A 24448-nucleotide genomic window follows, 5' to 3' on the forward strand; every position below is an offset into this window, starting at 1 on the left:
GCCACACCGCCCTTCCACCGGAAGGTCGCCCCACCTAGCGTCGGAGGGGACGTCGACGGACAGGAGACCGATGACCACGCGGGCCGCGGCGGCGTCGGGCACGGCGACGCCGTGGCGCACGGTCGTCGCCGGCGCCTGCGCACTCGCGGCGGCGATGGGCATCGGGCGGTTCGGCTTCACCCCGATCCTGCCGATGATGCAGGCCCAGGCCGGGCTCGGCGCGCAGGCCGCCGCCACGGTCGCGACCGCGAACTACGTCGGGTACCTCGTCGGCGCGGTGCTCGGGACGGTCGTGCCCCGGACGGTGCGGTCCCGCGGCATCTACCGGATCTCGCTCGTGCTGCTGGTCGTGTCCGTGGCGCTCATGGCCGCGACGCGGAACGCCGTGGTGTGGGAGCTGCTGCGGGGTGTCGCGGGGGCGGCCAGCGCGATCGTCTTCGTCGCGATGTTCACGACGGTCGTCGCCGACCTGCGCGGCCGACCCGACCATCTCGTCGGCTGGACGATGGGCGGCGTCGGCGGCGGCATCGCGCTGACCGGGCTCCTCGTGGCGGTGCTGCGTCCGATCGCGGACTGGACCGTCGCGTGGTGGGCGTCGGCGGCGCTGGCGGCCGTGCTCTCCGCGGTCGCGTGGGTGCTGCCCGTCGGCCGGGGCCCCACACCGCCCGCGGCACCCGAGCGTGGCGGGCGCGTCCGGGCCCGGCCGTGGTTCGTGGCGCTGTCCGTCGCCTACACGCTGGAGGGCGTCGGCTACATCATCGCGGGCACGTTCCTCGTCGCCGCGGTGCAGCAGAACGGCTCCCCCGCGATCGGGGCGTCGGCGTGGATCGTCGTGGGGCTCGCGGCCCTCCCCTCGTGCGCGCTGTGGTCGATGCTGCTCCGCCGATGGTCGCGACCGACGTTGCTGATCGTGGCGCTCGCCGTGCAGGCCGTCGGGATCGCGCTGCCCGCGCTGTTCGACGGGGCGGTCGCCGCGCTCGTCTCGGCAGTGCTCTTCGGGGCGACCTTCCTCGCCGTCGTCACCGTCGCCCTGCCCATCGGGACACACCTCGGCGTCCCACGGGCGGTCGCGGGGCTGACGGTCGGCTACAGCGCCGGGCAGATCGCCGGCCCGCTCGTCGCCGCCCCGCTGCTGCACGGGGGCTACCGGCCGGCGCTGCTGCTGGGCGCGATCGTCGTCGGGGTCGCGGCGCTGGCCGCGGCGGCCCTGCGCATCCGCTACCCGCACCCGTGCGCGACCGCGTCCGGCCGGCTCTCCCCCCGGGACCTGAAGACTGACTGACTCAGTCAGTTAATCTCGTGGGCATGCGTGGGCGGGTGGCGCCGCGGCCGCTGGACGAGGTGGCGGACGCGGCAGGACGGGTGTTCGTGGAGAAGGGCTACCGGGGCGCGGGAATCTCCGACGTCGCCGGCCGGCTCGGGCTGAGCCACGGCGCGCTCTACACCTACGTGCGCAGCAAGGAGGCGCTGCTGCACCTGGTGCTGCTGAGGGCCGTCGAGCCCGGTTCGCTCGACGAGCTCCCGCTCCCCGTCGCGGGCGCGGATCCCGAACGGATCGTCGCGCTCGCCCGGACCTGGGCCGACACGCACGCGACGCTGCCGGTCCTCGCCGCCGCCTGTCGCCGCCGCACGATGCCGGTGGCCGACGAGCTCGTCGCCGTCGTCGACGAGTTGTACGGCTTCGTCGAACGCAATCGCCTGCTGCTCGCCCTCGTCGAACGCTGCGCCGCCGACCTGCCGGAGCTCGCCACCCTGCACTTCGTCGAGCGGCGGCGCGAGCTCGTCGGCCGGCTGGCGACGTACCTGCGGCGGCGGATCCGTTCCGGGCACCTGCGCCCTGTTCCGGACGTCGACGCGGCCGCGCGCTTCGTCGTCGAGACGGTGGCGTGGTTCGCCTGGCACCGCCGCGAAGACCCGGACTCCGCGATGCTGGGCGACGACGCGGCCCGCACCACCGTGCACGACCTCGTGCCGGCGGCGTTCCTGCTCCCCGGCGGCGCGGCGTGAGCACGGACGCGGCCGTTCGTACCGGACCGGCGCGCGTGGCCTGGCGGCCGGTGCTGCTCGTCGCCACGGTCGCGGCCGCCGTGCACCTGGCCGTCGCGACCCGCTACGGCTGGCACCGGGACGAGTTCTACTACGTCGTCGCGGGCCGCCATCCCGACTGGGGCTACGTCGACCAGCCGCCGCTGACACCGCTGGTCGCCCGGCTCGCCGCCGATCTCCCCGACCAGCTGCTCGCGCTGCGCGTGCTCGCGATCGGCTGCCAGGTCGGGTGCGTCGCGCTGACGGCGGTGCTGACCGCGCAGCTGGGCGGGCGGGCCCGGGCGCAGGCCCTCGCCGCCGCGGCGGTCGCCGCGTGTCCCCTGTTCGTCGGTTCCGCGCTGCTGTTCGGCACGACCGTCGTCGACCAGGTCGTGTGGTGCGCGACGTTCGTGCTGGTCGTCCGGGCGGTCCGGCGGACGACGGTCGGCGCGTGGCTCGCCGCGGGGCTCGTCGCCGGGGTCGGACTGGAGAACAAGGACACGGTCCTCGTACTGCTCGCGGGCGTCGCGGTCGGGCTCGCGGTGTTCCGGCGCGACGTGCTGCGCGGCCCCGGGCCGTGGGTGGCGGGCCTGCTCGCCGCGGCGCTCGCGGCACCGAACGTCGTCTGGAACGCGACGCACGGCTGGCCGCAGCAGCGGATGGCGGCGCTGCTGTCGGCGCAGCAGGGCGGGACGCTCGGTGCGCTGGCGCAGCTGCCGGTCCTGCTCCTGCTGTTCGCCGGGCCGCCGCTGATCGCGCTGTGGGTCCTCGGTGTGCGCCGGCTCGCGTCGGCAGCGGCGCGGGAAGACCGCTGGCTGCTGGGCGCGGTGGTCGTCGTTGTGGTCGCGTTCGTCGCGACGGGCGGCAAGTTCTACTACGCCGGCCCGGTCCTCGCCCCGCTGTTCGCGGCGGGCGCCGTCAGTGTGGAGGCATCGGACGGGCGGCGCGGGCGAGTCGGCTGGCCGGTCGCCGTCGCCGTCTCCGGGGTGCTGGCGGTGCTCGTCTGGCTGCCGACGCTGCCCGTCACGACGGCGAACGACCTGCGCGCCGTCAGCCCGTTCGTGCTGGAGACCTACGGCTGGCCGCAGTTCGTCGATCAGGTCCGCGACGCCGAGGCGCGCATGCCACCCGGCACGCCGATCCTGGCGGCCAACTACGGCGAAGCCGGGGCGCTGCAGCTGCTCGGGCCGGCGTCAGGCCTGCACGCGACCGTCGTCAGCGGGCAGAACTCCTACGCCGACTGGGCGCCGCCCACGGGCACGCCCGACGAGGTGCTCTGCGTCGGGACGTGGGCGCCCGGCGAGCTCGGCGCCTACTGGGCCGACGTCCGCGAGATCGCGCCGATCACCTACTCCCGCCACGTCGACGGGGAGGAGACCGACCTGCACGCCGCGATCTACGACTGCCGGGCACCGCGCGGGACGTGGGCGCAGCTGTGGCCGCGGCTGAGCCACCTCGGCTGAGCGGCCGTGCCGCGGGCTCAGACCAGCTGCGGGACGATCTCGCCCATGATCCGGTCGAACAGGCGCCTCGCCTGGTCGGCGGTGCCGCGGATGCCCGGGACGATCAGCTCGTCGAGCCCGGCCTCCCGCCAGCGACCGATCACGTCGACGATCTCGGCCACCGAGCCGGACACCACGGCGCTGCCCGGGCCGAGGCCCTCACCGTCGATGTCGATGATCGCCTGGGTGCTGCGGCGGATCGTCCGGGGGTCGCGACCGACGCGCGCGCAGTGCTCGTCGAGCACGGCCGACTTGTGCGCGAACAGCTCCGGGGTCGACCAGCAGTTCCACTCGTCGGCGTAGCGGGCGACGACGCCGAGCATGCGCCGCTCGCCGCTCGCCCCGATGAGCAGCGGGGTCCGGGGCGCGTCGGCGGCGACGACGCGCGGCGCGTCGGACACCGTGTAGTACTCGCCGTCGACGGTCGTGCTGTCGTCGCGCAGCAGGCCGGTGAGCACGTCGAGCCCCTCGACGAAGCGGTCGATCCGCTCCCTGGGCGGGCCGAGCGGCAGGCCGTAGGCGGCGTGCTCGTTGAGCTGCCAGCCCGTGCCGACGCCCAGCACCAGGCGACCGCCGCTCAGCCCGTCGACGGTCGCGGCGATGTTGGCGAGCACGGCGGGATGGCGGTAGGTCATCGACGCGACGAGGCTGCCCAGCCGGACCCGCGGCACGGTCGTGGCGAGGCCCGCGAGCAGGCCGAAGACCTCGAGGTTCCGGCTCCCGGAGCGTTCCTCGGTGCCGGTGTTGTTCATGAAGTGGTCGGCGAGCCAGATGCCGTCGTAGCCGGCCGCCTCCACCTCACGTCCGACGGTGACCACCTCGTCGGGCGACCACGACGTACCCAGCCACGCACCGATCGCCAGCGTCGACACTCGATCTCCTCGTTCGGTCGGGAGCTACGACCGCCATCCTGGGTCGGACGTCGCCGATGCCGCAGGGCGATGTGTCGCGGGCCTCAGCCCGCAGGCGCCTGGTAGGCGCCGATGTCCGGTTTGTCGCCCTGTCGCGCGACGCCGTTGATGTCCGCGGGGGGTGCCCCCTCCGGCGAGCCCGCGCCGATGCCGGGCGAGTCGGGCGCCAGCGCGAGGTTGCCGCCCGCCTCGTCGACGAACACCGGTGCGCCGACGACGTTGTCGCTGCCGGGACCCGGCGCGGAGAACAGGTTGTGGTCGACCGTGAAGTCGTCGGTGGAGCCCTTGATGTCGCGGCCGGCGTTGTCGCCGAAGACGTTGTTGCGCAGCACGTTCGTGCCCGACAGCTGAGTGTCGCCGACGACCAGGCCCGCCGTCTGGTTGCCCGCCAGCGTGTTGTTGATGATCGAGATGTTCTGGAACGTCCCGTTCGACTCGGTGAAGAAGGCGATGCCGCCCCCGGTGTTGCCGGTCGCGACGTTGTTCTCGACGGTGATGTTCGCGATGCGCCGGCTGTCGGAGTAGTCCTCGACACCGAGCATGATCCCGCTCTTGCCGGGGCCGGTGGCACCGGAGACCTTGTTGTCGGACACCACGATGTCGTGCGCGGAGTCGATGTAGATGTTCGGCCCGCGGTTGCCGGTGGCCGTGTTGCCGTGGATGCGGCCGTTGCTCGACTCGTACTTCGCGTCGATGCCCTCTTCGCCGTTCCCGGTGACCGTGCAGCCGACGATCTCGAAGCCCTGCACGTTGTCCATGCTGATGGCCTCCATCTCGGCGTCGGTGCCGATGGAGTTGTTGCCGTGGACGTTGCTGTACTGGACGGTGATGTTCGTGCCCGTCAGGAACACGACGCCGCCATGCCGGGAGTCGGCCACCTCGACGTGGTCGAGCACGATGTTCGAGGTCTTCTCGGCGTAGATGCCGAAGTGGTTCGCGTCCTGCACGACGATGCCGGCCAGCTTGATGAACGAGCGGCCCGAGAGGTCGACGCGGCCCTTGTCCGACGCGTCGTCGCTGTCGATCAGGACCTGCCCGCCGGGCGCGGCCTGGTAGGTGATCCACTCGCCGTCGGTGCCGCTCCTCGGGACGGTGAAGCCGGCGTAGGAGCCCGGCTGGATGAGGATCGTGTCGCCGGGCTGGGCCTGGGCGGCCGCGTCGGCGATGGTGCGGTACTGCTTCGAACCGTCGGCGGCGACGTCGAGGGTCTTCCCGGTGCCCGCCGGGGCCGGCCCGACGCCGGAGGGGATCGCGACAGGCGCCTGCGACGAGGACGGCGCGCCCTTCGGCGACAGGGCCCACCACAGTCCGACGGCGACGAGCACGACGACGACACCCACCGCCGCGAACAACCGCCACCGCGGCCGGGGCGCCTTGGGCGGCGAGGGCGGGATGGGCTGGGTGTCCTCGACGCGCGGCGGGGTCGGCGGCGGGGAGGAGGTCATTCTCGGGCCCTCGTCGTCATACCTCCATCTTGCGTCCCGCGGGTTAGCGGACGGCAAAAAGGTGCACGACGTGCGGCCGAACGGCCCGCAACAGCGCTCAGCGCGCACCGTCGCGACAGCGCATCCCCCACCCGAGTGGCTCCGAACCGTCCACCCCCGCGCCTGGCGCCACTCGTCCGGAGACCACTGGTGACGTCCGTGCTGCGCCGCACGTCGTCGCGGCTGCTGGCGGGCGGGCTCGCGGCGGCGCTGGTCGCCGGGCCGGCCGCGCCTGCCGTCGCGTCGGTGGTCCTCGTCGTGCGCGGTCAGGGCGCCTTCGACACCCCGTTCGAGTCGACGCGCACCGCGACCGGCGTCGACGGGCTGTTCGTCACCGTCTCGGCCGAGATCGCCCGCACGCTCCCGACGCTCGAACGGGGCCGGGAGGGTGCGCCGGACCTGCTGGCCGTCCAGTCGTCGGCGGTCGCGTCCGTGTTCGCCCACCCGACCGGCGACGAGGTGCTGCCGATCGGCGGCTCCACCGGCACCGGCCCGTCGCCGACGCTGCAGCAGCTGCGCGCCGACGTCGCGGCGGGCGAGTTCCACCTGGTGCTGGCGTTCCCGAGCGCCGACCCGCGCATCCGGTGGGTGGCCCGCAGCTGCCGCGCGCTCACCGGTGCGACGCCGCCGTTCCAGGACTTCTTCTGCGTGCCGGCCGACGCCGCGAAGCCGTGACTCAGCCGGGGGCGACCGTCGCCGCGACGGTCGCCCCGAGCTCGTAGCAGGCGTCGAGGGCGGCCCGGTCCGGAGCGCCCGTCACCTCGACCGTCGCCGCCGCCCGCGTCCAGCCCAGGCTCGTCGCGATGGTGTCGACGGCCCCGACCGCACCCTCCACGCCCAGGTTGCCGTGCACGTAGAGGCCGTAGGGCAGGCCGCGCGTGTCGTCGGCCACCACGTAGTAGACGGTGTCGAAGAAGTGCTTGAGCGCGCCGGACATGTAGCCGATGTTGGCCGGGGTGCCGAGCACGACGCCGTCGGCCGCCAGCAGGTCCGACGCGGTGGCACCCAGCGCGGCCCGCCGGACGACCTCGACACCCTCGATCTCCGGGTCGCCCGCCCCGCGCACGACGGCGTCCAGCAGCTCGGCCGTCGCGGGCGAGGGCGTGTGATGGACGATCAGCAGCCGCGCCATGGCCCGGATGCTGCCAGCAGGCCCGTCACGGGTGCGAGACTCCCCGGCGGGACTGACACCGGCTGCAGGGGGACCGATGCTCGCGCTCGTCGTGATCATGCTGATCCTGCTCGTGTGGGCGCTGGTCGCCGGGCGCCTCGCCCGGTTCAGCGTGACGATGCCGCTGGCCATGCTCGTCGGCGGCATCGTGCTCACCGCCGGCTCCGACCCCGTGTTCATCTTCGAAGTCGACTTCCAGCCCGCCGAGCACGTCGTCGAGGCGATCCTGGCGATCCTGCTGTTCGTCGACGCCACCGAGGTCCCCGGCGGCGTGCTCGGCCGCGAGCCCCGGCGGACGCTGCGGCTCCTGCTGATCGCGCTGCCGCTCTCGCTGCTGCTGACCTGGCTCGCGGGACTCGCGCTGTTCGGTAGCTCCGGCGGGCTGTGGCTGATCGCCGTGCTGGCGACGATCGTCACCCCCGTCGACCTCGCGCCCGCCGCGGCGTTCCTGCGCGACAAGCGGGTGCCGGAGCGGATCCGGGCGCTGATCAACGTCGAGAGCGGGCTCAACGACGGCATCGTCGCCCCGATCTTCCTGTTCACGCTGGCCGCCGCGACCGCCGCGGGCGGGGAGTCGCTCGCGGAGACGGCCGTCGAGGCCGTCCCCTCGCTCGCCATCGCGGTCGTCGCCGGCGGCGCCGTCGGCTGGGTCGCCGCGCAGCTGCTGCGCCGCGCGCTCGACGCCCGCTGGACCCAGGGATCGGCGCTGCGGATCGGGGTGCTCGCGCTGCCGCTGCTCGCCTACGGCACCGCGATGGAGTTGGGCGGCAACGGGTTCGTCGCCGCATTCGTCGCCGGGGTGCTGTTCGAGCCCGCCGCGCGCCGGCTGCCGGCCGGCACCCTGCACCTCGTCGAGGACGTCGGCGAGCTGCTCTCCCTCGCGCTGTGGTTCATCTTCGGCGCGATCGTTAACCAGACGCTGGCCCGCGGCGCGATCACGTGGCAGGTCGTCGTCTTCGCGCTGCTCGCGCTGACGGTGCTGCGCGTCGCGCCGGTGGTGGTGTCGCTCACCGGGACGGACATCGCCCGGCGCGACCGGGTCGTGATCGGCTGGGTCGGGCCGCGCGGCGTCGCGACGCTGGTGTTCGGCATGCTCGCGTTCGTCGAGCTGCACGGTCCACAGGCCGAGCTGGTGTTGGCGGTCACCGTCGTGACGATCGTCGCGAGCGTCGCCGTGCACGGGCTGTCGACGGGCTGGGTCGCCCGCCGCTACCCGCCCGTCGCCCCCGCGGCGCCGGGCGGCCCGTCCGCCGACGCGCTGCCGACCGAGACCTCCACCCCCGAGGACGGGACCGGCACCTGACCGGCGCCCTCCGCCGCGCGGTCTCCACCCGCGGGTTGACCTCCGCGGACCCACCTCGGGGTTGACGACCCGGCGGGCCTGCGTGCCTAGCGTTCCGGAGGTCCGGTCGGCGCCCCGCCGACCCTGTCCCGGAGGCAACGATGACCTCACCGACGTCCTCGCCCACGGCCACGACGACCCGGCACCCGGGTGGCCCCACCGAGTCCGACCGGACCGGCGCGGTCCGGCGCGCGCTCCGCTCGCCCACGATCCTGCTGGGGGTGCTCGGGCCGCTGGTCTCCTACGAGGTGCTGACGACCATGGGCGTCGCGCCGCTGCCCGCGTTGGCCTACGGCACCGCGTTCCCGTTCGCGGGCATCGTGATCGAGTTCGTCCGGCGGCGCCGCCTCGACGTGGTCAACGCCATGTCGCTCGCGGCGATCGTCGTCGGCCTCGCGGGCGGGCTGGTCTTCGACAGCGCCCGGTTCCTCCTGATCAAGGACTCGATCATCACCGCGACGGTCGGGCTGGCATTCCTCGGCTCGGTCGCGGTCGGCCGGCCGCTGCTGCTGCTCGTGACGCGACGGCTGCGCGGGCCGGCCGTCGACGCCCTGTGGGCCGCCGACCACGGCTTCCGCCGGTACCTCCGGACGCTCACCCTGGTGTGGGGCGCCGCGTGCGTCCTGGAGGCGACGCTGCGGATCGGCCTGGCGTGGGTGCTCGAACCCGGGACGCAGATGGTCGTCGGCACGGCGCTGTCGCTGGCCGTCTTCGGCGCCACCGCCGCCTGGACCCTGCGCCGCCGCACCGCCCGGCTCGGCGCCGGCCCCGCCGACCTGCCCGCCACCGTCACCACCACCGCCACCGCCACCGGAGGCACCCGATGACCGACCTCGCCACCGCCGCGACCACCGAGCTGCCCCGCCTGCCCTTTGCCCGCGAGAGCGTCCTCGACGTCGCCCCGCTCTACGCGCAGCTGCGCGCCACCGCGCCGATCACCCCCGTCCGGACGACGGCCGGCGACCCCGCGTGGCTGGTCACCGGCTACGCGGAGGCCCGCGCGTTGTTCGCCGACCCCCGGCTGGGCCGCGCGCACCCCGATCCGGAACGGGCCGCGCGGATCTCCGGGTCGGCGGTGCTGGGGGGCTCGATCGGGGACGCCGCCGACGAGCACGAACAGCACGCCCGGATGCGGGCGTTGCTCGCGCCCGCGTTCTCGGCCCGCCGGATGCAGGCCCTCACCGCAGGAGTCGAACAGCTCGTCACGACGTTGCTCGACGACCTCGCCGCGCACGGCTCCCCCGCCGATCTGCACGCCCTGCTGTCACTACCGCTGCCCGTGCTCGTCATCTGCGAGCTGCTCGGGGTGCCCTACGCCGACCGCGACCGGTTCCGGGCGGCGTCCGAGGGTGCGGGCGGGCTGACCGACCGGGAGGCGTCGGCCCGCGCGATGGGCGAGCTCGTCGCCTACATCCACGAGATCGTCGACCGCAAACGCCACGAGCCGGGCGAGGACGTCCTCAGCGACCTCGCCGCCCGGATCCCGCGCGGCGACGACGGGTCCGGCGACGCCGCCGTCGCCCAGCTGGGCGCGGGCCTGCTGTTCGCGGGCCACGAGACGACGGTGACCCGCATCGACGTCGGCACGGTCCTGCTGCTCACCGACCACGGGCAATGGTCGGCGCTGGCCGCCGACCCGGGCCGCGTCCGCGGCGCCGTCGAGGAGATCCTGCGGCTCGCCGCGCCGTCGGCCGGCGGCGGGCTGCCCCGCTACGCCCAGGCCGACATCGAGATCGGCGGGGTGAGGATCGCGACCGGCGACGCCGTCCTGCTCTCCCCCGGTGCGGCGAACCGCGACCCGGCACGGTTCGACGAGCCCGACCGCTTCGACGCGGCGCGCCCGTCGAACCTGCACCTGGCCTTCGGGCACGGCCCCCGCTACTGCGTCGGCGCCGCGCTGGCCCGCGTCGAGCTGGCCGCGGTGTTCACCGAACTGCCGCGGCGCTTCCCCGGCCTCGCGCTCGCCGTGGACCCCGCCGACCTCGCCCTGCGGACCGACCTGCTGACCGGCGGATTCGACGCCCTGCCCGTGCGGTGGTGACGACGCCCCGAACCGGTCCCCGGCGCCCGGTCCGGGACCGGACGGGGCGCTCCGCATAGGGTCGACCAGGAGCTGCTCCGACCGCGCGCACCCGGTGAAAGGACGACACGTCGTGTCCCGCACCCCCACCGTCCTCGACGGACCCGCCCTCTGGCCCGCCCAGGCCCATCTCCCGTCGGTGCTGGGGCGCCAGATCGTGATCGACCGCGCAGCCGGGTCCTACCTGCACACCGTCGACGGACGCCGGTTGTTCGACGGCACCGCCGGGCTCTGGTACGCCAACATCGGGCACGGGCACCCGGCCCTCGCCGAGGCCGCGCGCGAGCAGATGCTCCGGCTCGAGACCTACCACGTCTTCTCCCGCTTCGTGAACGACCAGGCGATCGCGCTCGGCGAACGGCTCGCCGGGCTGTCGCCGATCGCCGACCCCAAGGTCATCCTCAACTCCGGTGGGTCCGACGCGATCGACGTCGCGTGCAAGCTCGCGCGCCGGCACTGGCAGCGCGAGGGACGGCCGGGCAAGACCGTCGTCATCAGCCGCGAGCACGCCTACCACGGCCTGCACGCCTTCGGCACCAGCATCGCCGGGATCGAGGTCAACCGGGAGGGCTACGGCACCGAGTCGCTCGTCCCGGAGACCGTCCGGGTCCCGGTGCACGACGTCGACGCCCTCGCCAAGACGATCGCCGAGCTGGGGGCGGACACGATCGCCGCGTTCGTGACCGAACCCGTCCAGGGCACCGGCGGCGTCAACCCGCCCGCGCCGGGCTACCTCGAGGCCGTCCAGGAGCTGTGCCGCGACAACGACATCCTGTTCGTCCTCGACGAGGTCATCACCGGCTTCGGCCGCACCGGCACGATGTTCGCCGCCGAGCGCTACGGCCTGCAGCCGGACCTGGTCACCTTCGCCAAGGGTGTGACGTCGGGCTACGCGCCGCTCGGCGGCGTCCTCGTCGCCCCGCGGATCTGGGAGCCGTTCTACGCCGACGGCGCCGACACCCCGGCCTTCCGCTACGGCGCCACCTACTCCGGCCACGCCACCGCGTGCGCCGTCGCGCAGGCCAACCTCGACGTGCTGGAGCGGGACGGTCTGGTCGCCCGCGCCGCCGAGCTCGAGCAGCTGCTCGACACCCGGCTCGCGCAGCTCGCCGCGAACCGCCCGAGCGTGGCCGAGGTCCGGGTCGGTGGCTTCCTGGGTGGCGTCACCGTCGTCGACGAGATCCGCGCCGAGGACGTCACCGACGCGCTGCTCGACCTCGGGTTCGTCTCCCGGCCCCTGCGCGGCAACAACCTGCAGATCAGCCCGCCGTTCATCACCACCGACGACGAGCTGGTCGCCTTCGTCGACGCGATCGACCACGTGCTCGCCGAGCAGGAACGCGGCTGACGCGGCCGGGCGTCGTCGCGGCCCGGACCGGGTACCGGGTTGCGTGCCGGTCTTTCTCGCCTGGACCTCCCAGCCGCCCACCGACCTCACCGGGCCGTGGGAGGAGACGCGCCCGGTCGCGCCGGGACTGTTGCTGATCGAGAGCACCGCGTCCCTCTCGGCGGTGTACCACGCCGTGAAGTGGTGCCTGCCCGACGACGCCGCTCTCGTCGTCACGCCGGTGGAGCACACCCCGAAGTCGCGGGGGCTGGCGCCAGGCACGACGTCCTGGCTGCGCCGGCGGACCCCCCGACCCGGCTGACGAGGACCGTCCAGCGGATCCGGCCCGGGGCGCCACCGCGCTGCGGTCCCGCCACCGGGCTCGGATCGACGGACTCCGCGCTGGACGGAGGTGATCACATGGGTGAGTCCCACGGCAGCACGCCGGAGTCGGCGTGGCTGCAGTCACTCACCGCGCAGTGTGGACGCACGCCCACCGAGGGCGTCGTGTTGTCGGTGCTCCCGTTCGGTGCGTTCGTACACCTCGCCGAGGGCGTCGACGGCATCCTGCACCTCTGCGAGCGGGCCCGTGAGCCGCAGCCCGGCGAGATCGCGACCGTCCGGGTCCGCGAGCGACGCGGGCGCCGCACGCCGTCCGGAACTGGTCATCGGTCCGGCGACTCAGCTACACACGGCCACCGTGACGAACACGCCGTGCGGCAGGCGGCCTATGGCGACTCGAAGGCCGGCGCGTTCAACGCCCGAATCGGCGGTCCCAGCGTCGTCGCTCCGTGTCTTCGACCTATCTCGTCCAGTACCGACTCGTCCGGAGCGCCTCCACTGGCGACGATGTGGGCTGCCTGCTCCGCGAACATGTCCTCGATCCCTCCCGGCACCGCGAGAGCGATGACGTGAACCGGGTCGGTTCCGCCGTTGGCGAACGTGTGCGCGGTTCCCCGCGGCACCCAGGCGAACCCGCCGGTAGGCGCCACGAGGCGTTCGTCGTCGAGCTGCATCTCCAGAGCACCGGACACCACATAGAAGGCTTCGTCCACGTCCGTGTGCCGGTGCAGGACCGGCCCGGAATCCCACGCATCCAGCGTGAACTCACAGACGCTCAGCAATCCGCCGGTGTCCGGCGCGCACACCTTGAAGGGCAGAAATGCGCCCTCCCTACGTGTGCCGTCCGGTTCCAGGATGAACGGGGTGGATCGCTCGGCCATCGAGCCATCCCTCCTTCGCGAACGCGGCGACGTCCCCGGCTGGACGCGGCGCGGACGCCGGGCCCGGAATCACACGTCCCGCTCTCAGGCCGGCCCCGCACCCCCACGCCCCTGGGACCATGACGATGTGGTCAGCCTGCGGCTGCGGCGCGGACGCTAGCTCAGCCCTCGCCTACTCACCAGGGCCGCACGGCCCGACCGCGGGGCCCCGAACGGTCCATTCGAAGGTGCGGACCTCTGCGCTCCAACCGTCACTGCTCGCCCGCCCCGGGATCCGTTGGCCAGCCCCTTCAAGCCATCCATGGAACCTCCAGCCTCATGGTTGACGTCAGATGTCAGCTGAAGTGTCATCGGGCCGTGGGTGAGCCAGGTCTCACCGAACGGCGGTATTCAGTTCCACTGGCCGGAACGGTGCTGGTAAATAGCAGGATTCTTCTACAAGAACGTCACGGAACGTCAGGTGAGTGAAGAGCTATTGACAGGGCCGACCCGGTTGCTACAGTGAGCACGCTCACTAGCTGATGTCAGACATCATTCGGTTACATCGGATCGATCGCCTCCTCGGAGAACGTCAGTGACGACTTGGCTCCGCCCCCGCTGCCCCCTCATCGGGCGGCTCGGACCGGCTCTTCATCTCGAGGTGAAGGGCCCGCCAGTGCGTGCGGTGGCCGAGATGACACGGGCAGGCCTGGAGGGAGAACGGGATGTCCGTGCAGGACTCGGAGTTCGTCTTCGAGCCGATCGGGGCGGGCCGCGGGTTCGAGAAGATCGTCACCAGCCTTCGCGGCGCGATCGTGCGGGGAGAACTGGTGGCGGGGCAGCGACTGCCTTCGGAGCCGGAGCTCGCGGGCCAGCTCGGGGTGTCGCGGCCGATGCTGCGCGAGGCCCTCAAGGCCCTCGAGGTCTCGGGGTACCTGGAGGTGCGCCGCGGCTACGGCGGCGGGCGCTTCGTGGCGATGCCGGAACCGGAGGAGTTCCACGCGATCACTGCCGCCCCGTTGTCCACGATGGACGTGGAACCGCGACACGTGATGGACGTGCGGCTGGCGGTCGAGCCGATGGCGGCGCGGCTGAGTGCGCAGGACGGCGATACCGCGGACCTGGAGCGGGCGCTGCGGATGCTGGGGATGGCCGGTACGCGACCGGCACGCGCCGTCGCGGCCGTCGCCTCTTTCCACGTCGCGTTGGTCGAGGCCTCGCAGAACCCGGTGTTCGTCGCCGTCTTCGAAAGTCTGCGGGGTCCGGTTGCGATGAGTCTCGGGCAGCGGGTCCGCGAACGGGACTGGCCGGGTCGCGCACGTGACGGCCTGGCCCACGTGGTGCGCCTGATCGAGGACGGCGAGGGCGGCGCCGCTGAGCGCGCGATGCGGAAGTACCTGCTCGACTTCGAAGACGACCGGGACCAGCGGGAGGAGGACAGGTGACCAGTTCCGGGGCGCTCGACGGGAGCGTGCCACGCCCGCTGTCCAGCGTGGACGACGGCGGGCCCGACGGGCAGCTGTTCGACCGGGCGGTCGAGGCGATGCCGCGCGAGCGGATGCGGATGTTGCAGCTCGACCGCCTCCGCGCCCAACTGGCCGGCCTTGCCGGGCGCTCGCCGTTCTACGCCGACCTCTGGGCCGAGCACGGGTTCGACCCCACCTCGGTCACCTCGCTCGAGGACTTCGATGCCCCGCTGACGACGAAGGAGATGCTTCGCGACAGCCAGCTCGAAGCCCCGCCGCTGGGACGCCACGCCGGTGTCCCGATGGCCGACGTCGTACGCGTCCACGCGTCGAGCGGGACGACCGGGCGGCCGTCCTACGTCGGAATCACCGCCCGTGATCTGGAGGACTGGACCCAGGTCGTCTCCCGAGTCCTCTACTGCGAGGGCATGCGACCCGACGACGTCGTGGTGCACGCGTTCGGCCTCGGCTTCTTCGTCGGAGGGCTGCCGCTCAAGGACGCGACCGAACGCATCGGCGCGACCTTCGTCCCGATCGGAACGGGCAGCAGCGACAGGGTCGTGCAGAGCATCCGCGACCTCGGCGGCACCGTGCTGATGTCGACGCCGTCGTACGCGACCTACCTCGCCGAGTACTGCCGCAACAAGCTCGGTCTGGAGCCGGTCGAGCTGGGCCTGCGCAAGCTCCTGCTCGGCGCCGAGCCCGGCGCGTCCATCCCCGCGGTGCGGGCGCGGTTGGAGGCGGACTACGGCGCCGTCGTCGGCGACGGGATGGGCAACGCCGACGTCTTCCCGATCTACCTGGCCAGCTGCCCCGAGCAGGACGGGTTGCACCTGTGCGCCGAGGACCAGCTGCTCACCGAGCTGATCGACCCGCAGAGCGGGGAGCGGCTCGACTGGACCCAAGGCGCGGAGGGCGAGCTCGTCGTCACGCACCTACAGCGCGAGTGCGTGCCGCTCGTGCGGTTCCGGGTCCGCGACCGGGTCGTCGTCGCCGCGACGAGCTGCCCCTGCGGACGGGCCAGCCCGCGGCTGCACTGCGTCGGCCGGACCGACGACCTGCTGTTCGTGGCCGGGGTGAACGTGTGGCCGAGTGCGGTCAAGGACGTGGTCGCGTCCATGGCTCCGCGGACGACCGGCGCCATGCAGATCGTGTTGTCCGACCCCGGGCCGCTCGTGAGGCCCCCGATGCGGGTGCAGGTCGAGTACGGCCTCGACGTCGAGGATCTCGACGAGCTGCGAGTCGACGTCGAGAACATGTTGCGGGACAAGCTGGTCGTCGCCGCAACCGTCGATCTGGTCCCGCCGAACTCACTTCCTCGCTGGGAGATGAAGGCCCAGCTGGTGAGGAGGCGCCGATGACACCCGCGCACCAGGCACGCCGGCGACCGACGGCGGAGGCACCGAACCGGCGCACCGAACGACGCACCCGCACCGACGACGCACCGAGGAGAGGACACGGATGAAGTCCCGCACAGCGTTGACCGAGGAGGTGACGAGCGCATGCTGAACATCGACATCGACACCGGCGGCACCATGACCGACGGTCTGGTCAGCGGCGACGGCACGGTGTTCTCGATCAAGGTCGAGACCACGCCGCACGACGTGACCCTCTCGTTCCTCGAGATTCTCGAAGCCGCCCGCGGGCACGTCGGGGCCGCGTCGCTGCGCGATCTGCTCGACGATGTGGCACTGATTCGGTGGTCGTCGACCATCACCTCCAACGTGCTCGCCCAGAAGTCCGGGCCCAAGCTCGGCCTGATCGTCAGCGCAGGCCACGAAGACGACCTCTACACCTCGCCCGAAGAAGCGGCGACGGTTCTCGGACCGCTCATCACCCGGGAGAACATCACCGGGATCAGCGCCGACGCCGATGACGACGAGGTCCGCACCGCGGTCAAGGGGTTGTTCGACAAGGGCATCCGCCGGATCAACATCTCGCTCGAGGGTGCGTTCGAGGACAACTCCCGCGAACGCAAGATCGTGTCGATGATCGATGCGCAGTACCCGGACCACTTCCTCGGCTCTATCCCCGCGCTACCGGCGAGTGAGATTCTGCTGCGCCCGGACGACTCCACGCGGACGTTCGTCTCCCTGATCAACGCCTACGTCCACCCCTCGCTGGCCACGACGCTCTACCGCGCCGAGGAGACGCTCAAGCAGGAGCACTCGTGGCGCGGCAACGTGCTGGTCGGACACATCAACGGCGGTGTCGCACGGATCGGCAAGACGACCGCCTTCGACACCATCGAGTCCGGCCCCCTGTTCGGCACCCACGCCAGTGCCGCAGAGGCCGCCCGGCTCGGTGACGCGAAAGTCCTCGCGATCGACGTCGGCGGCACGACCGCCAAGGTCTCGGCCGTCGAGAACGGGCGCGTCGTCGACCGAGACGAGGGACACCTGTTCGGCATCCCGGTGCGCACCAACCTGCCCCTGCTGCGCTCCATTGCACTCGGCGGCGGGTCGGTCGCCCGCGCCTCCGGGGGCACGGTCTCCCTCGGGCCGGACTCCATGGGCGCGGCCCCGGGGCCGGCCTGTTACGGGCTCGGCGGGCGCAACGCGACGACGACGGACGCGTTCCTCCTGCTCGGTTACCTCGCGCCGGACGCGTTCCTCGACGGCAGACGCACCCTCGATGCGGACGCGGCCCGGGACGCGATCGCCCGCACCGTCGGGGACCCGTTGGGCATCTCCCCGGTCGAGGCGGCCCAGCGCATCGTCGACATCGCGTTCGACATGACCGCCGCGCTCGCCCGCGAGACCGCCACCGAGATGGGCTGGGACCCCGCCGACACGGCCGTGTACGCCTTCGGTGGCAACGGCCCACTGTTCGCGACGGGTGTCGCCGAGCGGATCGGTGCCCGGACGGTGCGGATGTTCGGGTTCGGCAACGTGCTCTCGGCCTACGGTTCCGCAATCTCCGACGTCCTGCACGTCTACGAGTCCGCCGTGAACTCCGCCGACGCCGCCCGGACCGGTGCTGAGCTGCTCGCCGACGAGGCCCGCCGCGACCTCGAGGGCGAGGGTTTCCCACCCGACGAGGCGGTGCTGCACTGGGAGGTCCGCGGTACCGGCGGCTCCCGAGGCACGGCCGACGGGTCCGTCGAGGCGGCGCTGTCCGCCGTCGACGATCCGTCGCTGGTCCGGCTGACCGCCAGGTTTCCCCTGCCCAGCCTGGAGAAGGCCGCGGTCACCGGCGGCGCGGGGGCCGGCGGCAGGGGCGAGCGCGGCGGCATCCCGACCCGCGACTGGGCGTCCGTGGCCGGTTCGACGGTGACCGGTCCCGCGCTCGTCGACGGCGGCAGCTTCACCTGGCTCGTCGGGCCTGGCTGGTCCCTGGCCGTGGATCCCACCGGCGACGCCGTGGCAACCAGAGGAGGCAACTGATGCCCAACACGATCCACGTCGCGGAGTACCTCGACCTCGACGTCGACTCCGAGCGCTGGCACTGCCACTCCTGCGGCCACGACGTCGGTGACGCGCGGGACAACTACAAGAAGGGGCTGCTGATCTACGAACGCGACCCCAGCGAGGTGCACCCGCCGCTCATCGACGGGGAGTTCACCTTCGCGCCGAACCCCGAGTGGATCCGGATCCTCGAGTTCTACTGCCCCGGCTGTGGCCGTCAGGTCGAGACCGAGTACCTGCCGCCGGGGCACCCGATCACCCACGACACCGAGATCGACCTCGACAGCCTCAAGCGCAAGCTCGCCTCCGGCCAGCTGCGCATCAACGAGCACGGCAAGCTGGAGGTAGCCAAATGAGTCGTCCCAGCGTGAAGGCCGGCAGGAGGACGATCGACATCGACGTGGGCGGCACGTTCACCGACCTCGTCCTGACCTGGGGCGACCGCCGCATCAGCGCCAAGGCGCCGACCACGCCCTACGACCTGTCGGTCGGCTTCCTCGATGTCCTGACCGACGGCGCCGACCAGCTCGAGATGTCCATCGACGAGCTGCTGCCGCAGATCGAGCTGGTGCGCTACTCGACCACGGTCGCGATGAACCGGCTGATCGAGCGCAAGGGGCCGCGGCTGGGTCTGCTGACCACCGAGGGCCACGAGGACGCGATCCTGATCGGCCGCGGCGCCCAGTGGACCGACGGTACCCGGATCTCCGAGCGACGCAACGTCGCCGTCCAGAACAAACCGGCCCCGCTGATCACCCGCGACATGATCGCCGGCGTCCGGGAGCGGGTCGACTCATTCGGTGCAGTGCTGCGCCCCCTCGACGAGGACGACGTGCGGCGCAAGCTGCGCAAGCTCGTCGACGGCGGCGCCCGCGCGATCGCGGTGTCGCTGCTGTGGAGCTTCGCCCACCCCGAGCACGAGCGCCGGATCCGCGAGATCATCCGCGAGGAGTACCGCAGCTACCACGTCGGCTACCTGCCGGTCGTGCTCTCGCACGAGGTCGTCGGCAAGGTCGGCGAGTACGAGCGCACGATGACCGCCATCCTCGACGCGTACCTGCAGGGCTCCATCAAGGCCGAGATGGAGAGCACCTGGGACCAGCTGCGCGACCACGGCTACCGGGGCAGCTTCCTGCTCACCCACAACACCGGCGGCTCCGCGGAGATCTTCAAGACGACCGCGTCGCGCACCTACAACGGCGGCCCCATCTCCGGGCTGATGGGCAGCTACCACATCGGCAAGGCGCTCGGGTACCGCAACGTCATCGCCTCCGACGTCGGCGGCACCAGCTTCGACCTGGGCATGGTCGTCGACGCCTCGGTGCGCTCCTACGAGTTCCGCCCGATCATCGACAAGTGGATGGTCGGCATCTCGATGCTGCAGTCCACCACGATGGGCGCCGGCGGCGGCTCGATCGCCTGGATCAACGAGCTGCTCGGCGGTCGGCTCGAGGTCGGGCCGCGTTCGGCCGGCTCCTACCCGGGACCGGTCTGCTACGACCTGGGTGGCACGGAGCCCACCACGACCGACGCCGACGTCGTGCTGGGATACATCTCCCCGGACGGCTACTTCAACGGCCGGATGCCGCTGAACCGGGACAAGGCGGTCGAGGCGATCGAGCTGAAGATCGCCAAGCCACTCGGGCTCGGCGTCGACGAGGCGGCGGCGCTGATCCGTCGCATCGTCGAGCAGAACATGGCGTCGGCCATCAAGCGAGAGGTGCACCTCCGCGGCTACCACCCGGAGGACTTCGTCCTGTTCGCCTTCGGCGGCGGGGGCCCCACCCACGTCGCCGGCTACGGCGCCGACGTCCCGACGTCGGTGATCTTCCCGCAGGCGCCGGTGTTCTCCGCGCTGGGCAGCTCGGTCATGGACATCATGCACGTCTACGAGCAGTCCAAGCGGATCCTGTTCCTCAACGGCATGACCCAGCAGTTCACCGACGACTACGCCGCCTACAACGCGCCGATCGAGGAGATGGTCGCGCAGGCCAGGGCCGATCTGACCTCCGAGGGTCTCGACCCGGACTCGGCCGTCTTCACCGTCGAGCTCGACATGCTCTACGGCGGACAGGTGCAGGTCAAGCGGGTCGCCTCGCCGCTGCTGTCGATCAACTCGCCGGAGGACGCGCAGCGGGTCTACGACGAGTTCGAGAAGGAGTATTCGGAGGCGTTCAGCCCGCACGTGGTCAACAAGCCCGGCGGCGCCTACATCGAGAACATCATCGTGAAGGCGACCGTGCCCACGGAGAAGCTCGCGCTACCGGTCCACGACCTCGTCGGGAAGGACGCCTCCGCCGCACGCACCGGCTCCCGCAATGCGTACTGGCCGGAGCAGAGCGGCCGCGTCGACACCCCGGTGTTCGCCTTCGACCAGCTTCGGCCCGGCAACCAGGTCGACGGCCCCGCCCTGGTCGAGGCCGAGTTCACGACCATCGTCATTCCGCCCGGCAAGAGCCTGACGATCGACCGGCACGGGCTGGGCCTGCTGCAGAACTCCGACGTCGCCGGAACGGACGCGGCCCAGCCCGCCCGCACCGCGGCGCCGACCCTGGAAGGAGCGCCCGCATGAGCTACCCGAGCCTGGAGGAGAAGCTCGCCGCCCTGAAGGTCAGCGAACCCTCCGACTACGAGCGATCCTGCCTGGACGCGGTCAGCCCCGGCGACTACGAGATCGGCGTCCAGCGCACCGCGGACATCCTCGACGAGGGCTACGAGGTCTTCATGCGCAGCTCCCGGTCGCAGATGGGCGTCGCCGGCGACTCCATCGTCGCGATGTTCAACGCCCAGGGCGACCTCGTGAACGCGTCCGCGGGCACGTATCTGCACGCGGTCATCCCGCCGATCGTCATCAAATACATCCTGAAGAACTTCCGCGAGAACCCGGGCATCGCCGACGGCGACATCTGGTACACGAACGACGCGCTCTACGGCGGGATCCACAACCCCGACCAGGTCGCGATCATGCCGGTGTTCTTCGAGGGCGAGCTCGTCGCCTGGACGGCGGCCCTGTCGCACACCACCGAGACCGGCGCCTGCGAGCCGGGAGGTATGCCGGTCTCGGCGAAGTCCCGGTTCGACGAGGGCATGAACCTGCCCCCGATGAAGATCGGGCACGACCACGTCCTGCGCCACGACGTGATCGAGATGTTCGCCGCTTTCGGGCTGCGCTCCGAGACGAGCGTGACCGTCGACCTACGGGCCCGCTGCACGACCGCGGACCGGGTGCGGGTGCGACTGTTGGAGATGTTCGCCCGCGAGGGCAAGGACTTCGTCACCGGTCTGTTCCGCCGGATGCTGATCGAGGCCGAACAGGGTGCCCGCAAGCGGCTCGCATCCTGGCCCGACGGTGTCTACCGGTGCGCGACGTTCTCCGACTCGGCCGGCACCGAGCACGGTCTGATGCGCAACTGCTTCATGACCATGACGAAGAAGGACGACACCCTCCACATCGACTTCACCGGCACCAGCCCGGAGAACGGGTCGTCCTACAACGCCCACCCGCAGGCGGTCATCGGCCACCTCGCCAACTACATCTACGAGTACGTCTTCCACGACCTGCCGATCTCCTCGGCGACGTTCCAGCCGATCGACTTCGAGTTCCCGCCGAACTCGATGCTCTCGCCGGCACCCAACGCAGCCACGAGCTGCGCGGTCATGGCGGCCACCGGGGCGATGAGCTCGATCGCCAACTGCGTCGGCCGGGCGAGGTTCGCCACCACGGAGTGGCGCCAGGTCACCGCCTCGCTGGGCAACGGCGGCAACGCCTCCGTGCTCGCCGGCGTCTCGCAGTGGGGGATGCCCTTCGCCGACATGCTCGCCTACACGATCAACACCGAGGGCCAGGGCGCCCGCTCGCACTCCGACGGAATCAACGCCTACGGCTTCCCGTGGTGCGCGTTCGGGCGAGCCCCGGACGTGGAGAACATGGAGAACGAGCTGCCGATGCTCGTGCCGTTCTCCCAGCACTGGCCCGACTCCGGCGGCGCCGGCAAACACCGCGGCGGCGTCGGCACGGCCCAGCTCTGGGTCACCCACCACGTCCCGTACGTCATCTTCATGTCGATCGCGGACAACTCGATCGTCCAGACCCCGCAGCCGCTGTTCGGCGGGTACACGATGTGCACCTGTCCCGGGTTGTCGATGGAAGGCGTCGACATCCCCGAGCTGCTGCGCGCCGGCGACGAAGGCACGCTCGACCTCGCCAGCCTGCTCGCGGGGAAGTACGGCGGAGAGATCGTGTCCGAGACCTACGCCCGCACCGCACGTCCGGTGATGTCTGACCAGGTCATCACCCTGGGCATCTCCACCGGCGGAGCCGGCTACGGCGACCCGCTCGACCGGGACCCGCAGGCGGTGGAGAAGGACGTCACCGACGGCCTGATCTCGGAATGGTCGGCCACCAACGTCTACGCCGTGCGCTTCGACGAGCGCACCGGCCGCGTCGACCAGGAGAGCACCTCGGCCTTCCGCCGCGAGGTGCTCGCCGAGCGAAAGGCCCGTGGCAAGACGTGGGACGAGTTCCACGAGGGCTGGTCGCGACGCAAGCCTCCCGAGGAGGTCCTGAACCTCTACGGGTCGTGGCCGGACGCGGCTGTCGTGAACCCGCTCATGCGGATGTGACCGGAGGCCGTCGATGAGTCTCGCGCCTCGCCAACGAGCGCAGGCCATCGCAGCGCGGCGGGGCGGCCCGCACACCCTGGCCGTCCCGCTCGCGCTGCGGCTCGCCGCCAAGATCGCCGAACGCCCCTGGGAGGCGTTCCTGAGCGATCCGACCCAGCTCGCCAACGGATTGGGCGACCTGCTCGACGCCGTCCGGCCCGACGGCGTGCCGGTCACCGTCCCGGGCGTCCTCACCCAGGACCGTGAGGCGCGGTTGGGCACCGCGCTGGAGGCGACACGGCGGCTGCGGGTCACCGTCGGGGACAACGCGGTGCTGCTCGCCGTCCTCGGGCCGGGGCCGGGCTTGGTCGACACCGTCCGCGCGTTCCTCGACGCCGGCGTCGACGGCGTGGTCCTCGAGGGCGACGTCGATGCTGCCGACGCCCGCACGATCGGCAACGTCACCCGGTTCCACCGGGCGATGGCGCACGTTCTGGGCACCGGCAACTCCGGCCTGCTCGGAGCCGAGGCAGTACCGCTCGACGCGCCGGTCGCCGAGACCGGCCTGGTCCTCACCGACGGGGAGGTGCCCGACGGCACCCCCCTTCCACTGGTGGAGGACTGGGTCGCCGGCGTCCACGGCTGACACCGCGCGGAACCTCGGTGACCTCCGGGAGACCGTCCCAGCTCCCGGGGTCGCCGAGCCCGCGCGCGACCGACTACACCAAGGACACACCTTCATGCAGTACAGCGATGCAGCAATCCCCCTCGGCCACGCCTGGTCGTCCCCGTTTGTCAAGTGGCAGGGATCGCTGGCCGAGGTCTCGAGCCTCGACCTCGCCGCCGCCGTCACCTCCCGCGCGATGGCCGACCGCGACATCGACCCCGCCGAGATCACCGGCCTGACCCTGGGCTGGACGGTCCCGCAGCCCGCGATCTTCTACGGTGCGCCGACCCTCGCCGCCCGGCTCGGCGCCATCGGCGTGACCGGACCGATGATCAGTCAGGCCTGCGCGACGAGCGTCGCCGCGCTGCATGCGGCCGCGCACACCGTCGACAGCACGGGCGGCGTGCAGCTGGTGGTCGCCACCGACCGGACCTCCAACGGCCCGACGCTGACCTATCCGGCCCCGTCGCGGCAGGGCGGCGCGCCCGTCCAGGAGCATTGGGTACTCGACAGCTTCGCGCGCGACCCCTGGGCAGGGACGTCGATGAACACGGCCGGGGAAGCCGTGGCAGCCGAGCTCGGCGCGACCCGCGACGAGTTGGACGACCTCACGGCACTGCGGTGGGAGCAGTACACGACCGCACTCGCCGACGACCGGGCCTTCCAGAAGCGCTACATGGTGCCGGTCGAGATCGCGAAGAAGAACGGCACGCTGGTCCTCGACGCGGACGAAGGGGTCCGTTCCAAGGAACGCGACGCGATCGGCAAGCTCCCGCCCGCGGGTCCGGACGGCGTCCACACCTTCGCCTCCCAGACCCACCCCGCCGACGGCTGCGCCGGCGCCGTCGTCACCACCGTCGACCGCGCCCGCGACCTCTCCGGAGGGGCCGGGGTCGTCAGGCTGCTCGGCACCGGGTTCGCCCGCGTCGCCAAGAGCCGCATGCCCCAGGCCCCGGTGCCCGCGGCCGCCGCCGCGCTGCAGGCGGCCGGCCGGAGCATCGGCGACGTGGCCGCGGTGACCACGCACAACCCGTTCGCGGTCAACGACCTCTACCTCAGCCGCGAGACCGGCATCGACGTCAAGCGCATGAACACCCACGGCTGCAGCCTCATCTGGGGTCATCCGCAGGGGCCGACCGGGCTGCGGGCGATCGCCGAGCTGATCGGGACCCTGCGCGAGCGTGGGGGAGGAGTCGGGCTGTTCACCGGATGCGCGGCGGGCGACACCGGCGGGGCACTCGTGCTCGAGGTGACCGACTGAC

22 protein-coding genes are annotated in these 24448 nt (G+C 72.1%); 17 read left to right on the forward strand and 5 right to left on the reverse strand.

Features of this window, described 5'->3' with window-relative positions; translation table 11 throughout:
• Positions 1 to 70: 70 nt before the first annotated feature.
• From PSED_RS29610 to PSED_RS29620, 3 genes are read left to right on the forward strand one after another with little or no spacing between them, the layout of a single operon-like run.
• Complete coding sequence (locus PSED_RS29610) at positions 71 to 1282, forward strand: YbfB/YjiJ family MFS transporter (RefSeq protein WP_013677917.1); 1212 nt, start codon at positions 71 to 73, stop codon at positions 1280 to 1282.
• Positions 1283 to 1305: 23 nt separating this feature from the next.
• On the forward strand, positions 1306 to 2007 hold the full coding sequence (locus PSED_RS29615; RefSeq protein WP_013677918.1) for a TetR/AcrR family transcriptional regulator: 702 nt from the start codon (positions 1306 to 1308) through the stop codon (positions 2005 to 2007).
• A gap of 35 nt (positions 2008 to 2042) precedes the next feature.
• Positions 2043 to 3488: a glycosyltransferase family 39 protein gene (locus PSED_RS29620; RefSeq protein ID WP_202946320.1), complete on the forward strand. Its 1446-nt coding sequence runs from the start codon at positions 2043 to 2045 to the stop codon at positions 3486 to 3488.
• Between the two features lie 17 nt (positions 3489 to 3505).
• Here PSED_RS29620 and PSED_RS29625 read toward each other — a convergent pair whose 3' ends face one another.
• The gene (locus PSED_RS29625; protein ID WP_013677920.1) at positions 3506 to 4399 is read right to left on the reverse strand and encodes an LLM class flavin-dependent oxidoreductase; all 894 of its coding nucleotides are present in this window, start codon (positions 4397 to 4399) and stop codon (positions 3506 to 3508) included.
• An 83-nt stretch (positions 4400 to 4482) separates the two neighbouring features.
• The gene (locus PSED_RS29630; RefSeq protein ID WP_013677921.1) at positions 4483 to 5883 is read right to left on the reverse strand and encodes a right-handed parallel beta-helix repeat-containing protein; all 1401 of its coding nucleotides are present in this window, start codon (positions 5881 to 5883) and stop codon (positions 4483 to 4485) included.
• 189 nt (positions 5884 to 6072) lie between these two features.
• Here PSED_RS29630 and PSED_RS29635 point away from each other — a divergent pair, with 189 nt between their 5' ends.
• The gene (locus tag PSED_RS29635) at positions 6073 to 6597 is read left to right on the forward strand and encodes a mannosyltransferase YkcB-related protein (RefSeq protein WP_013677922.1); all 525 of its coding nucleotides are present in this window, start codon (positions 6073 to 6075) and stop codon (positions 6595 to 6597) included.
• 1 nt (position 6598) lies between these two features.
• Here the strand turns inward: PSED_RS29635 and PSED_RS29640 are convergent, their stop codons facing one another.
• A complete protein-coding gene (locus tag PSED_RS29640) occupies positions 6599 to 7054 on the reverse strand; it encodes a flavodoxin family protein (RefSeq protein ID WP_013677923.1) in 456 nt (151 codons plus the stop codon).
• A 76-nt stretch (positions 7055 to 7130) separates the two neighbouring features.
• Here PSED_RS29640 and PSED_RS29645 point away from each other — a divergent pair, with 76 nt between their 5' ends.
• The 5 genes from PSED_RS29645 (at position 7131) to PSED_RS29665 (ending at position 12164) form a co-directional block, all read left to right on the forward strand.
• Complete coding sequence (locus PSED_RS29645) at positions 7131 to 8396, forward strand: cation:proton antiporter (RefSeq protein WP_013677924.1); 1266 nt, start codon at positions 7131 to 7133, stop codon at positions 8394 to 8396.
• A gap of 140 nt (positions 8397 to 8536) precedes the next feature.
• Positions 8537 to 9262, forward strand: coding sequence for a VC0807 family protein (locus PSED_RS29650; RefSeq protein WP_013677925.1), 726 nt, complete (start codon positions 8537 to 8539; stop codon positions 9260 to 9262).
• Entirely contained in the window at positions 9259 to 10476 is a 1218-nt protein-coding gene (locus PSED_RS29655; protein ID WP_013677926.1) for a cytochrome P450, read from the forward strand. Before PSED_RS29650 ends, PSED_RS29655 begins: the two co-directional genes overlap by 4 nt.
• A 112-nt stretch (positions 10477 to 10588) precedes the next feature.
• On the forward strand, positions 10589 to 11863 hold the full coding sequence (locus tag PSED_RS29660; protein ID WP_013677927.1) for an aminotransferase family protein: 1275 nt from the start codon (positions 10589 to 10591) through the stop codon (positions 11861 to 11863).
• A 43-nt stretch (positions 11864 to 11906) separates the two neighbouring features.
• Complete coding sequence (locus PSED_RS29665) at positions 11907 to 12164, forward strand: hypothetical protein (protein WP_013677928.1); 258 nt, start codon at positions 11907 to 11909, stop codon at positions 12162 to 12164.
• A gap of 143 nt (positions 12165 to 12307) precedes the next feature.
• Here the strand turns inward: PSED_RS29665 and PSED_RS29670 are convergent, their stop codons facing one another.
• Both PSED_RS29670 and PSED_RS29675 read right to left on the reverse strand, forming a co-directional pair.
• Entirely contained in the window at positions 12308 to 12511 is a 204-nt protein-coding gene (locus PSED_RS29670; protein WP_041760136.1) for a hypothetical protein, read from the reverse strand.
• 59 nt (positions 12512 to 12570) lie between these two features.
• The gene (locus tag PSED_RS29675) at positions 12571 to 13065 is read right to left on the reverse strand and encodes a cupin domain-containing protein (protein WP_013677929.1); all 495 of its coding nucleotides are present in this window, start codon (positions 13063 to 13065) and stop codon (positions 12571 to 12573) included.
• 704 nt (positions 13066 to 13769) lie between these two features.
• Between PSED_RS29675 and PSED_RS29680 the strand changes: the two genes are divergently transcribed.
• The 8 genes from PSED_RS29680 to PSED_RS29715 all read left to right on the forward strand — a co-directional run bounded on the left by PSED_RS29680 (position 13770) and on the right by PSED_RS29715 (position 24447).
• Entirely contained in the window at positions 13770 to 14489 is a 720-nt protein-coding gene (locus PSED_RS29680; protein ID WP_013677930.1) for a FadR/GntR family transcriptional regulator, read from the forward strand.
• Positions 14486 to 15871, forward strand: a complete 1386-nt coding sequence (locus tag PSED_RS29685) for a phenylacetate--CoA ligase family protein (RefSeq protein WP_013677931.1) — start codon at positions 14486 to 14488, stop codon at positions 15869 to 15871. The genes PSED_RS29680 and PSED_RS29685 overlap by 4 nt, the downstream gene beginning before the upstream one ends.
• A gap of 141 nt (positions 15872 to 16012) precedes the next feature.
• Positions 16013 to 17896 carry a hydantoinase/oxoprolinase family protein gene (locus PSED_RS29690; RefSeq protein WP_013677932.1) on the forward strand — a complete coding sequence of 628 codons (1884 nt, stop codon included), beginning with the start codon at positions 16013 to 16015 and terminating at the stop codon, positions 17894 to 17896.
• On the forward strand, positions 17896 to 18273 hold the full coding sequence (locus PSED_RS29695; protein WP_013677933.1) for an acetone carboxylase subunit gamma: 378 nt from the start codon (positions 17896 to 17898) through the stop codon (positions 18271 to 18273). The genes PSED_RS29690 and PSED_RS29695 overlap by 1 nt, the downstream gene beginning before the upstream one ends.
• Entirely contained in the window at positions 18270 to 20489 is a 2220-nt protein-coding gene (locus tag PSED_RS29700) for a hydantoinase/oxoprolinase family protein (RefSeq protein ID WP_013677934.1), read from the forward strand. Before PSED_RS29695 ends, PSED_RS29700 begins: the two co-directional genes overlap by 4 nt.
• A complete protein-coding gene (locus PSED_RS29705) occupies positions 20486 to 22540 on the forward strand; it encodes a hydantoinase B/oxoprolinase family protein (protein WP_013677935.1) in 2055 nt (684 codons plus the stop codon). The genes PSED_RS29700 and PSED_RS29705 overlap by 4 nt, the downstream gene beginning before the upstream one ends.
• Positions 22541 to 22553: 13 nt before the next feature.
• Complete coding sequence (locus PSED_RS29710; RefSeq protein WP_013677936.1) at positions 22554 to 23165, forward strand: hypothetical protein; 612 nt, start codon at positions 22554 to 22556, stop codon at positions 23163 to 23165.
• A gap of 94 nt (positions 23166 to 23259) precedes the next feature.
• Positions 23260 to 24447 carry a thiolase family protein gene (locus tag PSED_RS29715; protein WP_013677937.1) on the forward strand — a complete coding sequence of 396 codons (1188 nt, stop codon included), beginning with the start codon at positions 23260 to 23262 and terminating at the stop codon, positions 24445 to 24447.
• Position 24448 lies beyond the last annotated feature (1 nt).

It is taken from the genome of Pseudonocardia benzenivorans CB1190 (assembly GCF_000196675.2).
Classification (GTDB): Bacteria; Actinomycetota; Actinomycetes; order Mycobacteriales; family Pseudonocardiaceae; genus Pseudonocardia; species Pseudonocardia benzenivorans.

Coding starts and splice junctions, on each gene's coding strand:
- PSED_RS29610 (WP_013677917.1), top strand. CDS start 71: ATGACCACGCGGGCCGCGGCGGCGTCGGGCACGGCGACGCCGTGGCGC.
- PSED_RS29615 (WP_013677918.1), top strand. CDS start 1,306: ATGCGTGGGCGGGTGGCGCCGCGGCCGCTGGACGAGGTGGCGGACGCG.
- PSED_RS29630 (WP_013677921.1), bottom strand. CDS start 5,883: ATGACCTCCTCCCCGCCGCCGACCCCGCCGCGCGTCGAGGACACCCAG.
- PSED_RS29640 (WP_013677923.1), bottom strand. CDS start 7,054: ATGGCGCGGCTGCTGATCGTCCATCACACGCCCTCGCCCGCGACGGCC.
- PSED_RS29645 (WP_013677924.1), top strand. CDS start 7,131: ATGCTCGCGCTCGTCGTGATCATGCTGATCCTGCTCGTGTGGGCGCTG.
- PSED_RS29650 (WP_013677925.1), top strand. CDS start 8,537: ATGACCTCACCGACGTCCTCGCCCACGGCCACGACGACCCGGCACCCG.
- PSED_RS29655 (WP_013677926.1), top strand. CDS start 9,259: ATGACCGACCTCGCCACCGCCGCGACCACCGAGCTGCCCCGCCTGCCC.
- PSED_RS29670 (WP_041760136.1), bottom strand. CDS start 12,511: ATGACCAGTTCCGGACGGCGTGCGGCGCCCGCGTCGCTCGCGGACCCG.
- PSED_RS29675 (WP_013677929.1), bottom strand. CDS start 13,065: ATGGCCGAGCGATCCACCCCGTTCATCCTGGAACCGGACGGCACACGT.
- PSED_RS29680 (WP_013677930.1), top strand. CDS start 13,770: ATGTCCGTGCAGGACTCGGAGTTCGTCTTCGAGCCGATCGGGGCGGGC.
- PSED_RS29690 (WP_013677932.1), top strand. CDS start 16,013: ATGCTGAACATCGACATCGACACCGGCGGCACCATGACCGACGGTCTG.
- PSED_RS29695 (WP_013677933.1), top strand. CDS start 17,896: ATGCCCAACACGATCCACGTCGCGGAGTACCTCGACCTCGACGTCGAC.
- PSED_RS29700 (WP_013677934.1), top strand. CDS start 18,270: ATGAGTCGTCCCAGCGTGAAGGCCGGCAGGAGGACGATCGACATCGAC.
- PSED_RS29705 (WP_013677935.1), top strand. CDS start 20,486: ATGAGCTACCCGAGCCTGGAGGAGAAGCTCGCCGCCCTGAAGGTCAGC.
- PSED_RS29710 (WP_013677936.1), top strand. CDS start 22,554: ATGAGTCTCGCGCCTCGCCAACGAGCGCAGGCCATCGCAGCGCGGCGG.
- PSED_RS29715 (WP_013677937.1), top strand. CDS start 23,260: ATGCAGTACAGCGATGCAGCAATCCCCCTCGGCCACGCCTGGTCGTCC.